Here is a 15,665-nt window from a genome sequence, read left to right on the forward strand (position 1 = left end):
GGCTGCGCCGGTGCCGGTGCGGCGGGCACCGGTCCCGTCGACGGCCTGCCGACTGCCGGGGAACGCTGGACGCGGGGTGCCCGGCCGGGAGCCGTGGCAGCCGCCGGGCTCACCGCCGGTCCGCCGACGGGCCCGCTCGACGGGGCGCCCAGCCTCGGCCTGACGGCCGGAAGAGGCCCATGCGTTCCCGCACCCGCACCGGCTCCGGACGGGCCTGTCGCCTCTGTTCCGGCCGGACGGGCGACCGGCACCGGCCGTGCGGGCGCCGGCCCGGCGTCCGCGCCGCCGGACGCACCGGAGCGCCCCGACGGCACTGCGCCCCCGGGGATGCCCGGGGGCGGGACTGCGGGTGATGCCGGTCCTTGCGGGGCTGGTCGCGCTGCGGGACCGGCGCCACCGGGACGCCCCTGCGCCGGAGAGGTCCGCGAGGCCGGTGGGGCCGGCGGGGAGGCCGGTCCCGGCAGCGGGGGCCCGAGCAGCGGGCGCCGGCGCGGCGCTGAGGCGGCCGGTCCGGGCACGCCCGGCTCACGCCCTGGCGCGGCGGGCCCCGCCGCGCGTCGCTGCACGGGGAGTGAGGAGGCGCGGGCCGGCGGAGCCGGGTCCGGCCGGGGGGCGGCCTTCGGCGCGGCCGGCGGTCCTGGCTGCCGTGGGGCCGGCGGCCCGGTCCGCGCGGAGCCGCCCCGGGGGCCGTCCTGGTCCCCCTCCGGGCGCGGGCCACGGACAGCGGGAGCCGGAGGGAGCGACGGGCCAGGAGCGGGCGCCGGAGTACCGGAGGAAGGAGGAAGCGGAGAGCGGGAGGCGGAGGCCGGAGAGGGGCCGGCCGGGGGTGACGGCACGGACGCCGGGGTGGCCGCCCGGGCAGCCTGCGGGGACGGTGTCGCCCTGCTCGGCGCCACTGCGGGAAGCACCCTGCGCTGCGCGGTGCCCGGGGCCGTAGCGCGGGTCAGCGCCGGAGGCGCCTGCCGTGGCCGTACGGGAGCGACCTGCGGCCCCAGGGCGCGCTGGACCGACGGCCCCTGCCAGGAGCCGGCCGTGCCGCCGGGCTCCCCGTCACCGTGGCCGTTGGCCACGACGGCGGCCGGGACGGTCCTGGGCTCGCCGGGACCGGCCGTCCCGGACCCCAGGGTGAACGACCGTGTGTCCTTGATGAGTCCGGTCGGGGCGTCGTCGAGGACGGCGTGCGAGAGCGTGCCGGAGAAGGAGGGGTTCTGCCATGCGGTCAGCGAACCGCCGAACTCCGCCGACGCGACCGTCTGACGCTCCGGAGCCCGCGACGCGAGCCGGATCGGCGGAAGAGCGGCCCAGCCCTGTCCCCTGCCGGGAACACCGGCAGCGCCGCCCACGCCGGCTCCTTCACCCGCGGGAGCTCCGGAAACGCCGGGAGCCCCGGGAGCGCGGGCGGCGGGGCCGGGTGTCGTACCGTCCCCGCCCGCACCGCGCTCCCGGCGCTGGTCACCGAGTCGGCCCCGGCCCTTGAGCCGGTCGAACATGCCCATCACCGCTCCGTTGCAGCACGCGTCACCAACGTGGCGATCTGATCGGCGAATCGCCGCCGCTCACGGTGTTCCAGGTCCAGAATGTCGTCGAGGTTCCAGTGGAAGTGGTAGGCGATGTACGCGATCTCCTCATGGATGCGGTCGGTCGCGTACGTCACGATTCCCCCAGGCGGCTCCCGCCGAGCTCGACCTCGAAGGGCTGCTCGCAGTGCGGGCAGGACACGCCGGCCCTGGTGTGGCCCTCGGCGTTGACCTGTCGGTAGAAGTCCTGGAGGAAGGCGAGGTCGGAGGCGAACATGTTCTCCACCACGCCGTCGTGCATGTGGGCCACGGTGCCCAGCTGGGTGATGACCCGGCCGAGCAGGACCACCGAGAGATACGCGGGGTTTTCCTGAACCCGCATGTCCCGCAGCGGGATCAGCTCGTCCCGGGCGGTGGCCAGTCGCATGACACCCTCGCGGTGCACGGTGCCCATGTCGTCCACGTACCCGCGCGGCAGCTCGAACGCGAACTCGGTCTGCAACTGTCGCCGGACGGGCTGTGCTTCCGCCGGGGCGACGGCCGGGGCCGCCACGTCCGCCGGAGCGGAGGTGGCGGCTACGGCGTCGGTGGCGGGCCTGGCAGGTCCGCGGCGCATTACTCGGTGACCAGCTCTTCGTAGACGATCGTGACGGTCTCGGTCATCACGGAGGCCTCGCCCGCCGTCGCCGCAGCGCCCATCACCTTGGTGCACCAGGCGTTGCGCAGGTGCTGACGCCGGACCGGGTTGTACTGGTAGTCCATGTAGATGATGCTGGCGTTCTTGCGGGCCGAGGCCATGTCGCCGCGGAGCGAGGCGTTGATCCACTCGGTGAACGCCGTGGACTGCTCCATGCCGCGCGTGACGGTGGTCTCGCCGGCCTTCTTCACGCCGGGCATCTTCTTGGTGATCGGCTGGCCGTTCGCCGAGACCTGCTGGTACTCGATGACGTCCTGCTCCATGCCCACCTCGCCGACGGCGTGGAGGTACTCGACCATGACTCCGTCGATCTGGAGGCCGAAGTTGTGGGTAGTGAGGGCGTCACCCTGGGAGAGACTCATGAGAAGCCGTTCCTTCTACTGAGGCCGGGACCCGGGGCTCGGGCTGGGACCTGAGCCGGGGCCTGCGGCGGTGCGGGAGATCGGGCGGGGCGGGAGGCTGCGGCGGCTACTCCTCCAGCTCGCCGCTGCCGCCGGAGAACTGCGCCAGCCGGAAGATCACGAACTCGGCGGGCTTGACCGGGGAGACACCGATCTGGCAGATGACCCGGCCCAGGTCCACCGACTCCGGCGGGTTGGTCTCCGCGTCGCACTTCACGTAGTAGGCGTCCTCCGGCGTGGCGCCGAACAGCGCGCCGCTGCGCCACTCGGTGACCAGGAACGCGGAGATGTTCCGCCTGATCCGGGCCCAGAGCGCCTGGTCGTTGGGCTCGAAGACCACCCACTGCGTGCCGTTGAGGATCGACTCCTCCAGGTAGTTGAAGTACCTGCGGACGTTGAGGTAGCGCCAGGCCGGGTCGGAGGAGAGGGTGCGCGCGCCCCAGACGCGGATGCCGCGGCCGGGGAAGGTGCGGATGCAGTTGACGCCGATCGGGTTGAGCAGGTCCTGCTCGCCCCGGGTGATCTGCATTTCCAGGTCGACGGCGCCGCGTACGACCTCGTTGGCGGGGGCCTTGTGCACGCCGCGCTCGGAGTCGTTGCGGGCCCAGATGCCGGCGATGTGACCGCTCGGCGGGATCAGCCGGGTCTGGCCGCCGGCCGGGTCGAAGACCTTGATCCACGGGTAGTAGAGCGCGGCGTACTTGGAGTCGTAGTTGGACGTCTCCTGGCGCCACACCCGGATCTGCCGGGCGTTGAGCCCGGGCGGCGGGTCGATGATCGCCAGCCGGTCGCCCATCAGCTCGCAGTGGGCGATCAGACCGAGCTGGACGGCCTTCACGGCCTCCAGGTCGATCGCGCCGCGCTGGTAGGCGGCCATCAGGTCGGGGACGGCGACCATGGAGATCTCGTCCACCGCTTCGAGACCGCCGAAGCCCGTGCGGTCCGAGGAGTCGCCCAGGTACTCGGCGATACCGACCGACTCGCCCTCCGCCGCGTCCGGGACCGCGGGGGCCTGCGCGGCGGCCGCGGGCGCCTCCAGCGCGACCGTCTGGTTGTCGGGGCGGGCGAGCTGCGAGGCCGCCGCACCCTCCTGCACCGAGATCAGCTTGGAGCGTTCCTTGACCTGGGTGACCACGTAGTTGCGGGCGCTCTTCTTCGCCGAGACGTCGAAGGTCTCCACGGCCTTGGCGCCGTCCCTGACGACCAGGCGGAAGCGCTCGGCGGGGCCCTCGCCCTCGGCGTCCGCGACCTCGACGCTGAGCGTGCCGCTCTCGCCGGGCGCGACGGCCGACACCTTGAACGTGCCCAGGGCCGCGGGCTCACCGGCCGTCAGCTCGGCGGGTGCCGCACCGCCCGCGACGGCCTGCCGGCCGCGCTGCGCGCCTGCCGCGCCGGCGCCTTCGCCCGGCGTGCCCGCCACTCCGCCGGGGGCACCGCCCACGCGGACCACGTAGGCGGCGGAGCCTCCGTTGTTGAAGAAGCCGTACACCGAGTGCGCCAGGAAGTAACCGTCGGTGAACTCGCCGAAGGACGCGACGTACTGGGTCCAGTTGGTGACCAGCGTCGGCTCGTTCAGCGGGCCGTCGGGCGCCAGCCCGACGAATGCGGCCACCGAGGTGCCGACCCCCTCGATCGGGCGAGAGCCGCTGGCCACCTCTTCCACGTACACGCCCGGCGACAGGTAAGACGGCATGCTCTGCTCTCCTCGGGGTACCGATACAAGACCAGACTCACCCTCGCTCCCCGGCGACGTACGGGTAAACGTCCTCCGGTGCCTTGTCGAGGGCACCGGTCATGCCCCCAGGGGCAACGGCGTGAGGATTCCCGGGGCTTCTCACGCCAGCAGGGCTCCCGCCCCGTGCGCGGGCGCCGCACGGCCCGGTGCGGGCGCGGGCACGGCCGCGCGCCCTCCGGAGCGGTGCCGCACACGAGGGGATTCGAGGGCAGCGGGCGATACCTTTCGGGCACCGGGAGTACCCTGCGGCCTCTGACAGCGCCTCTCCCGTGAGCAGTAGCGTCGTCGGGTGACGACCTGGACATCCCTGGAACCCGCCTCGACCACGGTCGACCCGGGCAGCAGCACCACCGTTCGACTGCGCCTGCACAACACCGGCGATGTCGTCGACGAGTACCGCTTCGAGGCGGTCGGCGACGTCGCACCGTACGTCTCGGTGGAACCTCCGTCCATCAGGCTCTTCCCGGGTACCACCGGGGTCGTGGAGCTGACGTTCGCTCCGCCCAGAACCCCGGACGCGACCGCGGGGCCGCATCCGTACGGTGTGCGCGTCCTGCCCACCGAGCACCCCGAGGCCACCACGGTCGCCGAGGGGAACGTCACCTTCACCACCTTCATGGAGGTGCGGGCCGAGCTGGTCCCGCAGACCGTCAAGGGCCGCTTCAGGGGCCGGCCCAAGCTGGCCGTCGACAACCTCGGCAACACCGTGCTCACGGCGTCGATCGGCGGGGGCGACAAGGCCAGCGACGACCTCTCGTACGAGATCGTCCCGTCCAACGTCCAGATCCAGCCCGGCCGCGCCGCGTTCGTCGACGCGACGCTCAAGCCCCGGCAGATCACCTGGGCCGGCAGCAAGCAGGAGCGGCCCTACGAACTGTCGGTGCGGCGCTCGGGGTTCGAACCCTTGGCGGTGAACGGGACGTACGTCCAGCGCAGTGTGCTGCCGTTCTGGATGATGACCACGCTGAGTCTGCTGCTCGCTCTCACCATCACCGGTCTCGTGCTCTGGTTCACCTACAAGGCACCGGTCCGCACCCTCGCGCAGCCGAAGATGGAGCAGGCGGCGGCAGCCGAGCTGCCCCAGGAGCCGCCGGAGCAGCCGACCGAGAAGCCCACGCAGGAGGCCGCGCCGTCCGAACAGCCCGAGGCGTCGGGCGGCGGAGGTCAGGAGAAGGAGCCCGAGGAGGAGGAGAAGAAGGTCGAGAAGGGCCCGCTTCCCATCACCTCGGAGGACAAGCCGAACCTCTTCGTGCAGTTCGCACAGGTACGGCTGGTGGCGGGGGCGAACGGCTGCAAGCTGACCGCCACGCACACGGTCGGCAAGCTGGACGACGCGACCCAGAAGGCCGTGAAGTGCTTCCAGGAGTCCCAGGACTCGAAGTACGGCGCCTTCAGCCAGCTGGTGAAGAACGACGGGGCCGGAAACATCGGCCGTTCCACGATGACGGCGCTCCTCGCGTCGCACTTCGCCGCCGTGAAGACGGTGGAGCTGAAGCCGGGCGAGCTCAGCCCGGAGGTGCTGTGGGCGCGCAACGCGCTGCTCTGGGGCACGCAGGCCGAGATCGACGACGGGGACATGGACCTGGCGGTCTACGCCACGAAGGCCAACATCGACTATCTGCGCAAGGGCATACAGCCCAAGGAGAAGCCCTCCCAGGGCCTCTTCGACAGGATCAAGGAGTATCAGCGCCAGTTCCAGGCCGAGCAGACCGGCGTCCTGGACGAGCTGACGCTCAACAAGCTGAAGCTGGGCTGGATCAACGGGCAGGACCAGCCGGGCACGGTGATCGCGAAGGGCTGGCTCCCGGCACCGATCGATTAGGCAGCCGCGCCGCGGGCCCGTGGTCCACCGTCCTGGTGGACCACGGGCCCGCGGTGCGTCCGGCTACCAGGACGCGTCGTCCAGGACCAGCCGGCCCGCCTTGCGGTACTCGCGCCTGGCGCCCGCCAGCAGGTCCGCCGTCGACACGCCGTCGCCCCGGCCGGCCGCCGCGTACGCGGCCGTGACGACCGCGCTGCGGATCGACCCGCCCGCCAGCTCGAAGTCCGCCGCGCAGGAGACCGGGTCGATGCCGTCGGCGCACGGGACGTGGGCGAGGCTGTGCCGCCAGAGCGCCAGGCGCTGTTGCTCGTCGGGGAACGGGAAGTCGACCACCAGGTCCAGCCGGCGCGTGAAGGCCTCGTCGATGTTGGCGCGCAGATTGGTGGTCAGCAGCGCGATGCCGTCGAACGACTCCAGACGCTGGAGGAGGTAGGCGCTCTCCATGTTCGCGTGCCGGTCGTTGGAGCTGCTGACCTCGGAACGCTTGCCGAAGACGGCGTCCGCCTCGTCGAAGAGCAGCACCGCGTCCGTGCGGTCGGCCTCGGTGAAGATGCGCTCCAGGTTCTTCTCCGTCTCGCCGACGTACTTGTCCACGATCGACGGCAGCTGTACGACGTAGAGATCCAGGCCGAGTTCACCCGCCACCACCTCGGCGGAGAGCGTCTTGCCGGTGCCGGAGTCGCCCGCGAACAGCGCCACCACGCCCCGGCCCCGTCCGCCGCCCGCGCTCAACCGCCAGTCGCCGAGCACCCGGTCGCGGTGCTGGGCGCGGAGGACCAGCTCCCGCAGCTGCCCCAGCGGCCTCTCGGGCAGGACGAGATCGCTCCAGCCGACGTCGGGCCGGATGCGGCGGGCGTGCCGTTCGAGGCCCGACGCGGACTGCTGCCGGGCGGCGAGGCGCAGGTGCGCGGCCGACAGTTCCGTACCCTCGAACGCGGCGAGGTCCAGCGCCGCACGGGACGCGCGGTCGATCCCGCCGGGTCCGAGCCGGTAGGCGGCGACGACCGGAGCCAGATCGAAGTCCGGCTCCCCGGGGCCGAGCGCGGCCCGCCAGGCGTCCAGATCGCCGGCCCGCTGCCGGGGCGCGTCCAGGACGACCGGGTCACGCCCCCGGTCGCACCACTGCGGGTCGTAGGGGCGCGGGTCCGTGAACAGCACCGGGACGTCGTTCACCGCGAGCGCCCTGATCAGTTCCTCGGGCCTCTCGGGCAGCGGGCTCACGACGATCGCGCGGCCCGTCAGCCGCGCCTCGCGGAGCAGCTCCCGGTACGGGAGGCGCGGCCCCGTCGTGCGGTCGTCCGGCGTCCGGTCCTCGGGGCGGTGAGGCCCCGGCCGTTCCCCGGGGACGAGGTGGAGGGCCGGGATGCCGGCCGCTCCCAGGGCGACGGTGGCGAGGGCGAGGCCGTCGCCCTCCCTGTGCTCCCGCAGGTAGACCGTGAGGGGGCTCTCCGAGAGCTGCTCGGCCAGCCTCCCCGCGAGCGGCCCGGCCCCGGTGCCCTCCGTCTCCCCGTCCGCCGCCACGGGCCGGTACGGCAGCGGGCGTACGGTCCCGTCGAGCGCGGGGTCCGGGGTGTCGTCGCCGAGCAGATGGGCGACGACCCGGTCGGGGACACGCAAGGAGCGGCTGAGGAAGGGGCGTTCGGGGTCCTCCACCTCGATCAGCCCGCGTGCGAGCAGCCGCGCGGCCGGATGGAAGCGGGACCGTCCCGCGGCGGAGTGCGCGGGCACCCCGCACAGGTCGAGCGCGAGGGCGACGGTCGCCCTGCGGCGCGTGACGTCGTCGTTGAGGTAGCCGTACAGCGACTCGAACGTACGGTCGAGGTCGGGGGCCAGCGCGATCAGCAGGATCTGGGTGTCGAGCGGGCCGAGGCGCAGCCAGTGGGCGAGCCAATGGAGGCGGTCGTCGTCGGGCGGCTCGGGTGCGGCGGACCCGTCCGGCTCGTCAGCGCCGGGCGGCTCGGGCGTCGCGGACCCGTCCGGCTCGTCCGCGCCGGGCGGATACGCCGCGCTCTCCGTGCTCCGGAACAGCAGATGACGGACCGCGTCGTCCGTCAGATACATCCCGCGCATCGGATCGGCCGCCGTCGGGTCGGTGGCGCTGCGTTCCTCGACGAGGAACGCGACCCGCTCGCGCAGCCCCGCGAGCCGTTCGAGCAGGGGCGAGGCGGAGTCGCTCATGCCCGCCGCTCCTGGAGCGTGCCCGTCGCGCCGTGCCGCTTCGCGAAGTCCTCCTTGGCGGCCTGGACGCTGTCCTCGCTGTGGTAGCGCTCGGGGCTGTCGTCGCGCGGGCCGTCCGTCCGGCTGACCTGGACGCCGAGTCCTTCGGTGACGGGCGGGCCGACCTGGTAGTCGGGGGACGCCAGGAAGGGCGCGGTGATCACCACGTCGAGCGAGGGCTTGAGTTCACCGCCGAGCGCGGACCAGATGTCGGCGAGCGAGCGGGCCTCGGTGTGCAGCCCCGCCACGGTCAGCGGGACGGAGAGGCCGAGCCCGGCGAGTGTGCCGGTCAGGTCCTCCGGCGGGAGGATCTCCTTGGGCAGGAGCGTGTGCAACACGGCGGAGAGCATGCGGTGTTCGTCCTGTGCGCGCTTGGTCCAGGCCGTCACGAGATAGGAGAGCCGGAACCAGCGTGGCGGCTGGTGCTGTCTGAGGACGATCCCCTGCTCGTCGCGGACCGACATCTTGCCGCGCTGCCGCCGCTTGGTGTCCTCGCGGATGTCGTAGAGATACGCGTCGATGGTCGGGGCGTTGCGCCGGGCCGCCCAGTCGCGTGTCGGGGCGTCGAAGGTGACCTCGACGTCGGACCCGGCGAAGGCGCCGCGGACGAGCAGCCCTCTCAGGATGTCATCCACCTCGTGGATCACGGTCGCGCCTGCCCTTCACCGTCGCTGCCCGGCACGGGGCGCTCGTCGCCGAACGCACCGTGCCGGGACGACCTGTTCCGTATCGGTCTTTCGTGGGCCGGCCCGCGGTGGACCGGCCTGCCGGGCCCGCCCGTCGTGGACAGGGGCCCGTCGGGGGGCGCCGGCCTGTCACCGGGCTGGCCGTTCGTGGCCCAACCGCGCGTGGACCAGCCGGACACGGCCCCTCGGCACGGAGTGCCCCCAGCCCATCGTCGCCGTGCGGGCACCGGCCCCGCGAGGCACCCGGGGGACGAGCACAGGGCATCCTCGCTGCCCTCGCGTCGCCGATCTCCTGTCCGCAGGGCCCTTGAAACACCGTACGAACCGTCAGATGTAGCCTTCGCGTAAGGCATAGGCCACGGCATGGGCACGGTTGCGGAGCTGCAGCCGGGTCGTCAGACCGTGCATCACGTTCTTGACCGTGCGTTCGGAGTACGAGAGCTTGCTGGCAATCTCCCCGGTATCCATTCCCTCGGCCACCAGCCGGAGCACGTCGACCTCGCGTGGCGCCAAGCCGGACACCGTGGCGCCCGACACGCTGGTCGTGCCGCGCTGCAACGTCCCGACCTGGGCGATCAGCCGCCCCAGCAGGTCCGACGGCAGATCCCCGTCACCCCGGGAGGCCGCGAGCACCGCTCGGAGAAGACGGTGGCCGGTGGCCTCGCGCCGCCAGACGATCGCTCCGACGCCGTACTCGATCACCTGGAGCAGCTCCGCCTCGCGGATCAGGCTCGTGACGAGGACGGCCTTGGTGCCGTCCGCGCGGGTCAGCCGCCTCAGCCTCGACAGCGTGGGCTCGTCGAGGGCCTCGGCCAGCAGGACCGCGACCGTGCCCGGCCGGCCCGCGCCCTCCTCGATCAGCTCCACCTCGGAGTGCCTGCGCAGCTGGCTGACCGCTCCGTCCATGGACAGCGGGTCCGACGCGTGGACCTCCACGGGGATTCTGACCGGGGCTCGAACAACCATGCCTGTACGTCCTCGTGTCTTGCCTCAACGGAACCACCCGTTCGTGCTCCTCCCATCCTTCCTGTGCCGACAGGCCCCCACCAACGTGGCCGACCACGAGACCGACCACGAGATCGGCGGCACGTCACGATGACCGCGTTATCGAATCAGCCCTTTCCTTGCCTCCCCTTCCCCGCCCCGGCGCCGGACCTGGACCCCGCCTCCGCCGGACTGCTCGAACGCGGGCCGGCGCTGGCCCTGCTGGCGGCCGAGGCCGCACGGGCCGTGGACGGGTCGGGACGGCTCGTGCTGTTCCGCGCGCCGACCGGCACGGGCCGCAGCGCACTGCTGGAGGCCGCGGCCGGACTGGGCGCCGGGCTGGGCATGCGGGTCCTGCGGGCCCACGCCTCCGCCGAGAGTTCCGGCGTGCCTCTCGCCCTCGTACGCCAGCTTCTCGGCCCGGCGCACGGGCTCGGCGCTCTCCACGACGACGCCCCGGAGGGTTCGGACCACCTGGCCCTCTCGTCCCGTCTGTGGCAGTCCCTGTGCGAACGCGCCGCCGAGTCCCCCCTGTTGGTGACCGTGGACGACGCGCACCTCGCCGACCAGGCCTCCCTGCGCTGGCTCGCGGAGGGCGCCAGGCGGCTCGCCGGGATGCCGGTCCTGATGGTGGTGACCGAGCGCGGGCAGTACGACATCGCCCCGGCGGCACCGGGCCTCGCGTACTCCCTGCCACCCGGTGTGGTCCGGATGCACGCGGTGGCACCGCTGAGCCGTCCCGCCGCCGAGGACATGGTGCGCGGGGCGCTCGGCCAGGACATCTGCCGCAGCTGGGTGGACGGCTGTGTGCGGGCCGGCGCGGGCAACCCGCTGCTGCTGCGCGCCCTGCTCGACGACCTGCGGGCGGTCTTCCCGCACGGCGGCCGGGCCGGGGTGGCGGACGGCGGCGGCCCGGAGCCGGGACTTCCCGAGAACGTCGCCGAGCTGTATCCGGGCGCCTTCGTGGCGGCGGTCTCGTGGTGGCTGCGGAGCGCGGGCCCCGGCAGCACCACGGTGGCCCGCGCCCTCGCCGAACTGGAGGTCTCGGCACGCGACGAGAGGGAGTACGGGTCCCACGGCGGTCCGGGGACGCCGGGCACCCGCCCGGGACCCGTCGGGCCCGGTGTTCACGCCCCGGGCCATGAACCCGGCGACGACTTCACCGACTTCCTCTCCGAGCTCACCCACACCGACCCCGACCGCGTCGGCGGCTGGATCACCGCGATGGTCCGGCTCGGGCTGCTGCGCCGCTCCCCCGGCACCGGCGTCCCGCGCTTCGCGCACCCGCTGCTGCGCGGAGCGGTCCTGGACGGCCGGCCCCGTTCGCACCGGCAGGCCCTGCACCTCCGCGCGGCAGAGCTGCGCCAGCGCCGGGGCCACGGGGTCGAGGCGGTGGCCGGGCATCTGCTGCGTACCGCCCCCGGGGGCACGGAGCGTGTCGCCCAGGCCCTCCTGGACGCGGCGGCCGACGCGACCCGGGCGGGCAGGGCGAGCGCCGCCGCGCGCTATCTGCGCCGCGCGCTGGACGAACCGATGCCACCCGGGCGCCGGGCGGCCGTCCTCACGGAGCTGGGCCAACTGGAGTTCGCCACCCTGCGGACCGGAGGGATACCCCGCCTGGCCGAGGCGCTGCGCCTCCAGCAGGAGCCCCGGGACCGGGTGCTGGCCGCGGTCCACCTGGGCAACGCCCTGGCCAACCGGGGCAAGCCGCACGCCGCCCTGGACGTCATGCGCGAACTGGGCCCGCTGGACGGGGAGCCCGTCCTCGCCCGCACCATCCAGACGGCGTCGGCCTTCTTCTCGGACCACGACCCGGAGATCCGGCGGACCGTCTACACCCGGCTGCGGGAGCGCGCCGAGCGATCCCCCGAGTGGATCAGCCCGGCCCTGCGCGCCCTGCTGATCCGCTACGAGTCGACGGCCGGGCTGCTGTCCGCCGAGACGGCGATGCGGCAGATCCGCTGGCTGCTGACCGCTCCCGAGGACCCCTTGCTGGTGCCCTATCTGCTGGGTACGGCCGCCGCCGTGGCGCAGTGGGCCGATGCGCCGGAGGACGCCGAACGCATCATCAGGACCGGACTCGCCGAGCACTGGGTGTCGCCGCTGCACCCCATCCACGGGTCGCTGCTCAACACCCGGCTGGACACCGCCGCCGCGGGCGGCCGTCACCGGTGGGTACTGGAGGAGACCGCCCAGCGGTCACGGACTCCGGGTGACCCGTCCCCCACCGGTGCCAGCAACTTCCTGGCCCACCGAGTCCTCGCACTGGTCGAGTGCGGCCGCTCCGCCGAGGCCGAACGGCTCGTCGCCGGTGTCGACGTCGGCCGGACGCAGGACGGCTGGGAGCAGAATCGCTTCCTCTACGCACGCGGTGTGCTGCGCGCGTCCGCCGGCGATCCGGCGGGCGCCCTGGCCGACTTCCGGGAGTGCGGCAGGCGTCAGGCCGTCCGCGACGTGGAGAGTCCCGTCGTCACACCGTGGCGTTCGGCCGCCGCCGAGTGCCTTCTCATCCTGGGGGAGACACCGGAGGCCCTGGCGCTCGCCGAGGAGGAGAGCCGGTACGCCGATGTGTGGGGCACGCCCCGGGTCCGGGGCCGCGCCCTGCGCGTCCTCGGTTCGGCCACCGGCGGCCGCCGCGGTCTCGAACTCACCGCCGAGGCCGTCGGGTTGCTGCGTGGCGCGTCGCTCGACGTCGAGCTGATCCCCGCGCTCATCACCCACGGGCTCCAGCTCACGGCCGCCGGACAGTCCCGCAGGGCCCGCCCGCTGCTCAGGGAGGCCGCGACGGCAGCCGAACGGATGGGCGCCGTCCTGCTGTCGGACCGCGCGGAGCAGGCACTGCGTGCCAGCGGCGCCCGCCGGAGGAACGCCCCCTTCACGGGCAGCGGCTCACTGACCGCCAGTGAGCGCCGCATCGCCGCGCTGGCCGCCGACGGACGGACGAACGCCGAGATCTCCGAACTGCTGCATCTGGCGCGGCGAACCGTGGAGACCCATCTGACCAGCACCTACCGCAAACTCGGCATACGACGGCGGGGGGACCTCCCGGCCGCGCTGAACAGCGGCGCGGAGGAGAGCACATGACCGGCGGTGCGGGCGGGCATGCCCGGACGTGCCCGCAGGGCGGGCCCGCAGGGCGGGCCCGGACGGCGGGCCAGGGCGGCGGGCCCGGGTGGCGGGCGGACCGCCAAGGGCGTTCCCCGCAAGGGCCGTTGCCCTCGCGGTCCTCCCGCTCACCCGCCCGGCCCGGCATCCTGCCCCCGCGGCCCTCCCGCCGCCCGCGCGGGACGGGTGACGATTCCTGATCAGGCTTTGAGTGGCGAGGAGTACCGTGCGCGCGTACAGAGCACCGGCCGAGCAGGCCCGTGGCCCCGAGAGCGGCCACCGCGCGAAGGCGCCTGCCACGTTCGCCCAACGCGTCCTGGCTCTCCAGCGTTCGGCGGGAAACGCGGTCGTGGCCCGCGCCGTCGAGGAGGAACGGCACGAGCACGGCGCCGGGTGCGGTCACGAGACCGCCGAGCCGCCGGCCGCCGACGCCTCCGTACAGCAGTCGTCCGTGGTCGACGCCGTCCGCTCCCCGGGCCGTCCGCTGGACTCCCGTGTCATGGAGAAGGCGGAGCAGGGCTACGGGATGTCCTTCCGCCATGTGCGGGTCCACAGCGACCCGGTCGCGCAGCGCTCGGCCGCGGCACTCGGCGCCCGCGCCTACACCACGGGCCACGACATCGTCATCGGCCCCCAGGGTGCGGACGACGAGACGATGTTCCACGAGCTCGACCACGTCCGCCAGCAGTCCCTGGGCCCCGTCGCGGGGACGGACAACGGGTCGGGCGTGGCGGTCTCCCACCAGGACGATCCCTTCGAGCGCCATGCCTCCGCGAACGGCCGGAGGATGGCCCAGGGGTCCATGCCGGACCTGACGGGACCCGGATCCGGCGCCTCCACCGGCACGCCCGCCGAGGTGCACGAGGGCGGCGGGATCACGGTGGCCCGCATGGTGTCCGGCCGGGGCCGGAGGATGCACAGGAAGGACCGCGGCCAGCTGTTCGAGATCGCCGTTTCCCACGGTCCGGTCGTCGGCAGGTACGTCGGGTCGTCGTCGGAGGGGAGGGAGATCTTCGACACCACCCAGGAGCGCATCGAGGTGTCCTCCGACCAGATTCTCGGTCCCCGGGCCACGGTGGGCGGCATCCACCCGCCGGGCCGGACCCGCCCACCCGAGGAGAATCTGCGGGACCGGAACCAGATCTCCCTGTCCGAGGCCGACCTGTCCAGGGTACGCGCGCAGGTGCGACGGGACCCGGGGGCGGCGAGCAGGATGGCCGCCACCACGTTCGAGGAACGGCCCGACTACGAGGGGTACGAGGACAACCGCGAGGATCTGCGGCGCTTGGGTGTTCCCGTCCTCAACAACGTCGACCTCAGCCGCCCCGAGGCCGCCGACCGCCTCAGCGGCGTCGGCCCGAACGCCAACCTGCACTTCCAGATGCCGCGCGTGCCGCGGGGAACTCCCGGCTATTCCACCCGGGAGCTCGTCAGGGACACCGGACGGCTGCCCGGTCGCGCCGGCCGTGACGACGTGACGGTGAGCGTCACCACGCCTCATCCATCCCAGTACCCGAGGCCGGGGACGCACAACGGCTTCTACGGCATGGAGAACAGGAAGGGCGTGCCGGAGGGCATGAGGATCACCGGGGAGCACTCGGACGACGACGCCGATCTCGAGGACTACGGCTACGGTCACCGCCAGTCCACCAGGGACGTGGGCGCCGCCGTGGCCGATCGCCGGAAGACCTATCGGATGGAGCCGGACCGGCGCAGCAACAGCCCGGACGAGGACGAGGACCGTTCGTACCGCAGCCGGAGCAAGAGCAGGAGCCGCGCGAGCCAGGCTCCCCAGGCCCCCAGCCGCCGGCGCAGGCCGAGCCGGCCGCCGGTGAGCACGATCGGCCGCCCCCAGGTCGCCGCCCCCGTCAACTACGCGGCGGTGGACGACGAGGAGGAGATCTTCGGCAGCCAGCAGCCCGAGGAGAGCATCGGTCACCGGCACCGCCGGAGCAGGCGCGCCCCCAGCTACGTCATGGAGCCCGCGCCCGAACCCGAGCGGGAGCGCCGGCACAGGAGCCGCAGCCGCCGCCCCGAACCGAGCTTCGCACCCGAGCCCGAGCGGGAGCGCCGGCACAGGAGCCGGAGCCGCCGCCCCGAACCGAGGTTCGAGCCCGAACCCGAGCCGGAACGCAGCCGCAGCCGCAGCCGCAGCCGCCGCAGGTCGACCCGGCCCCCCGCGGGCATGTCCAGCAGCCGTCCCATCGAGATCGGCGACGACTTCTCGTACGGGGCCGGGCCCATCGACGCCGAGCCGCGGCGTGATCGCGGACGCAGCAGCCGGCCCTCGTCCTCGCGGACGCCGTTCATCACGGACAGCGGGCGCAACACCTTCGTCCCCAGCAGCTACGCCGAGCCGGAGTGGGACGAGGACGTCCACGGCGACGCCAACCCCTTCCTGCCCAGGGAACGTGGCCGTCGTCGGTGACGTGCGGCCCGCTCCCCGGGCCCGCGTGGGCGGCCGAAGCCGGTTGCGTCGGCTTCGGCCGCCTCGCGTGTGC

At 73.6% G+C, this 15,665-nt stretch carries 11 protein-coding genes; 4 read left to right on the forward strand and 7 right to left on the reverse strand.

Annotation, left to right across the window (positions count from 1 at the left end):
• The first annotated feature begins 846 nt into the window (after positions 1-846).
• Positions 847-1,257, forward strand: coding sequence for a hypothetical protein (locus ACWCQM_RS01050; RefSeq protein WP_450913279.1), 411 nt, complete (start codon positions 847-849; stop codon positions 1,255-1,257).
• A 238-nt stretch (positions 1,258-1,495) separates the two neighbouring features.
• On the opposite strand, the gene ACWCQM_RS01055 is transcribed toward ACWCQM_RS01050, so the two are convergent.
• From ACWCQM_RS01055 to ACWCQM_RS01070, 4 genes are all read right to left on the reverse strand, one after another.
• A complete protein-coding gene (locus tag ACWCQM_RS01055) occupies positions 1,496-1,654 on the reverse strand; it encodes a DUF6760 family protein (protein ID WP_198959632.1) in 159 nt (52 codons plus the stop codon).
• Positions 1,651-2,133, reverse strand: coding sequence for a hypothetical protein (locus ACWCQM_RS01060; protein ID WP_361574066.1), 483 nt, complete (start codon positions 2,131-2,133; stop codon positions 1,651-1,653). The genes ACWCQM_RS01055 and ACWCQM_RS01060 overlap by 4 nt, the downstream gene beginning before the upstream one ends.
• The gene (locus tag ACWCQM_RS01065; protein ID WP_450913280.1) at positions 2,133-2,576 is read right to left on the reverse strand and encodes a phage tail protein; all 444 of its coding nucleotides are present in this window, start codon (positions 2,574-2,576) and stop codon (positions 2,133-2,135) included. The genes ACWCQM_RS01060 and ACWCQM_RS01065 overlap by 1 nt, the downstream gene beginning before the upstream one ends.
• A 106-nt stretch (positions 2,577-2,682) precedes the next feature.
• Positions 2,683-4,308: a phage tail sheath family protein gene (locus tag ACWCQM_RS01070; protein WP_450913281.1), complete on the reverse strand. Its 1,626-nt coding sequence runs from the start codon at positions 4,306-4,308 to the stop codon at positions 2,683-2,685.
• Positions 4,309-4,639: 331 nt separating this feature from the next.
• Between ACWCQM_RS01070 and ACWCQM_RS01075 the strand changes: the two genes are divergently transcribed.
• Positions 4,640-6,172: a COG1470 family protein gene (locus ACWCQM_RS01075; protein WP_450913282.1), complete on the forward strand. Its 1,533-nt coding sequence runs from the start codon at positions 4,640-4,642 to the stop codon at positions 6,170-6,172.
• A 63-nt stretch (positions 6,173-6,235) separates the two neighbouring features.
• On the opposite strand, the gene ACWCQM_RS01080 is transcribed toward ACWCQM_RS01075, so the two are convergent.
• The 3 genes from ACWCQM_RS01080 to ACWCQM_RS01090 all read right to left on the reverse strand — a co-directional run bounded on the left by ACWCQM_RS01080 (position 6,236) and on the right by ACWCQM_RS01090 (position 10,041).
• Positions 6,236-8,350 (reverse strand): ATP-binding protein, encoded by a 2,115-nt coding sequence (locus ACWCQM_RS01080; RefSeq protein WP_450913283.1) that lies wholly within the window; start codon positions 8,348-8,350, stop codon positions 6,236-6,238.
• Positions 8,347-9,036: a DUF4255 domain-containing protein gene (locus ACWCQM_RS01085; RefSeq protein ID WP_450913284.1), complete on the reverse strand. Its 690-nt coding sequence runs from the start codon at positions 9,034-9,036 to the stop codon at positions 8,347-8,349. Before ACWCQM_RS01085 ends, ACWCQM_RS01080 begins: the two co-directional genes overlap by 4 nt.
• A gap of 366 nt (positions 9,037-9,402) precedes the next feature.
• Complete coding sequence (locus ACWCQM_RS01090; RefSeq protein ID WP_073745583.1) at positions 9,403-10,041, reverse strand: helix-turn-helix transcriptional regulator; 639 nt, start codon at positions 10,039-10,041, stop codon at positions 9,403-9,405.
• A gap of 129 nt (positions 10,042-10,170) precedes the next feature.
• Between ACWCQM_RS01090 and ACWCQM_RS01095 the strand changes: the two genes are divergently transcribed.
• Together ACWCQM_RS01095 and ACWCQM_RS01100 are read left to right on the forward strand one after the other, a co-directional pair.
• Positions 10,171-13,143 carry a LuxR C-terminal-related transcriptional regulator gene (locus ACWCQM_RS01095; protein WP_450913285.1) on the forward strand — a complete coding sequence of 991 codons (2,973 nt, stop codon included), beginning with the start codon at positions 10,171-10,173 and terminating at the stop codon, positions 13,141-13,143.
• Between the two features lie 247 nt (positions 13,144-13,390).
• Positions 13,391-15,592, forward strand: coding sequence for an eCIS core domain-containing protein (locus tag ACWCQM_RS01100; protein ID WP_450913286.1), 2,202 nt, complete (start codon positions 13,391-13,393; stop codon positions 15,590-15,592).
• The last annotated feature ends 73 nt before the right edge of the window (positions 15,593-15,665 follow it).

The organism is Streptomyces sp. NPDC002125, from assembly GCF_053593715.1.

What these genes read in the sequence shown, in the direction of transcription:
- ACWCQM_RS01080 (WP_450913283.1), bottom strand. Translation starts at nt 8,350, where the DNA reads ATGAGCGACTCCGCCTCGCCCCTGCTCGAACGGCTCGCGGGGCTGCGC.
- ACWCQM_RS01095 (WP_450913285.1), top strand. Translation starts at nt 10,171, where the DNA reads ATGACCGCGTTATCGAATCAGCCCTTTCCTTGCCTCCCCTTCCCCGCC.
- ACWCQM_RS01070 (WP_450913281.1), bottom strand. Translation starts at nt 4,308, where the DNA reads ATGCCGTCTTACCTGTCGCCGGGCGTGTACGTGGAAGAGGTGGCCAGC.
- ACWCQM_RS01090 (WP_073745583.1), bottom strand. Translation starts at nt 10,041, where the DNA reads ATGGTTGTTCGAGCCCCGGTCAGAATCCCCGTGGAGGTCCACGCGTCG.
- ACWCQM_RS01060 (WP_361574066.1), bottom strand. Translation starts at nt 2,133, where the DNA reads ATGCGCCGCGGACCTGCCAGGCCCGCCACCGACGCCGTAGCCGCCACC.
- ACWCQM_RS01065 (WP_450913280.1), bottom strand. Translation starts at nt 2,576, where the DNA reads ATGAGTCTCTCCCAGGGTGACGCCCTCACTACCCACAACTTCGGCCTC.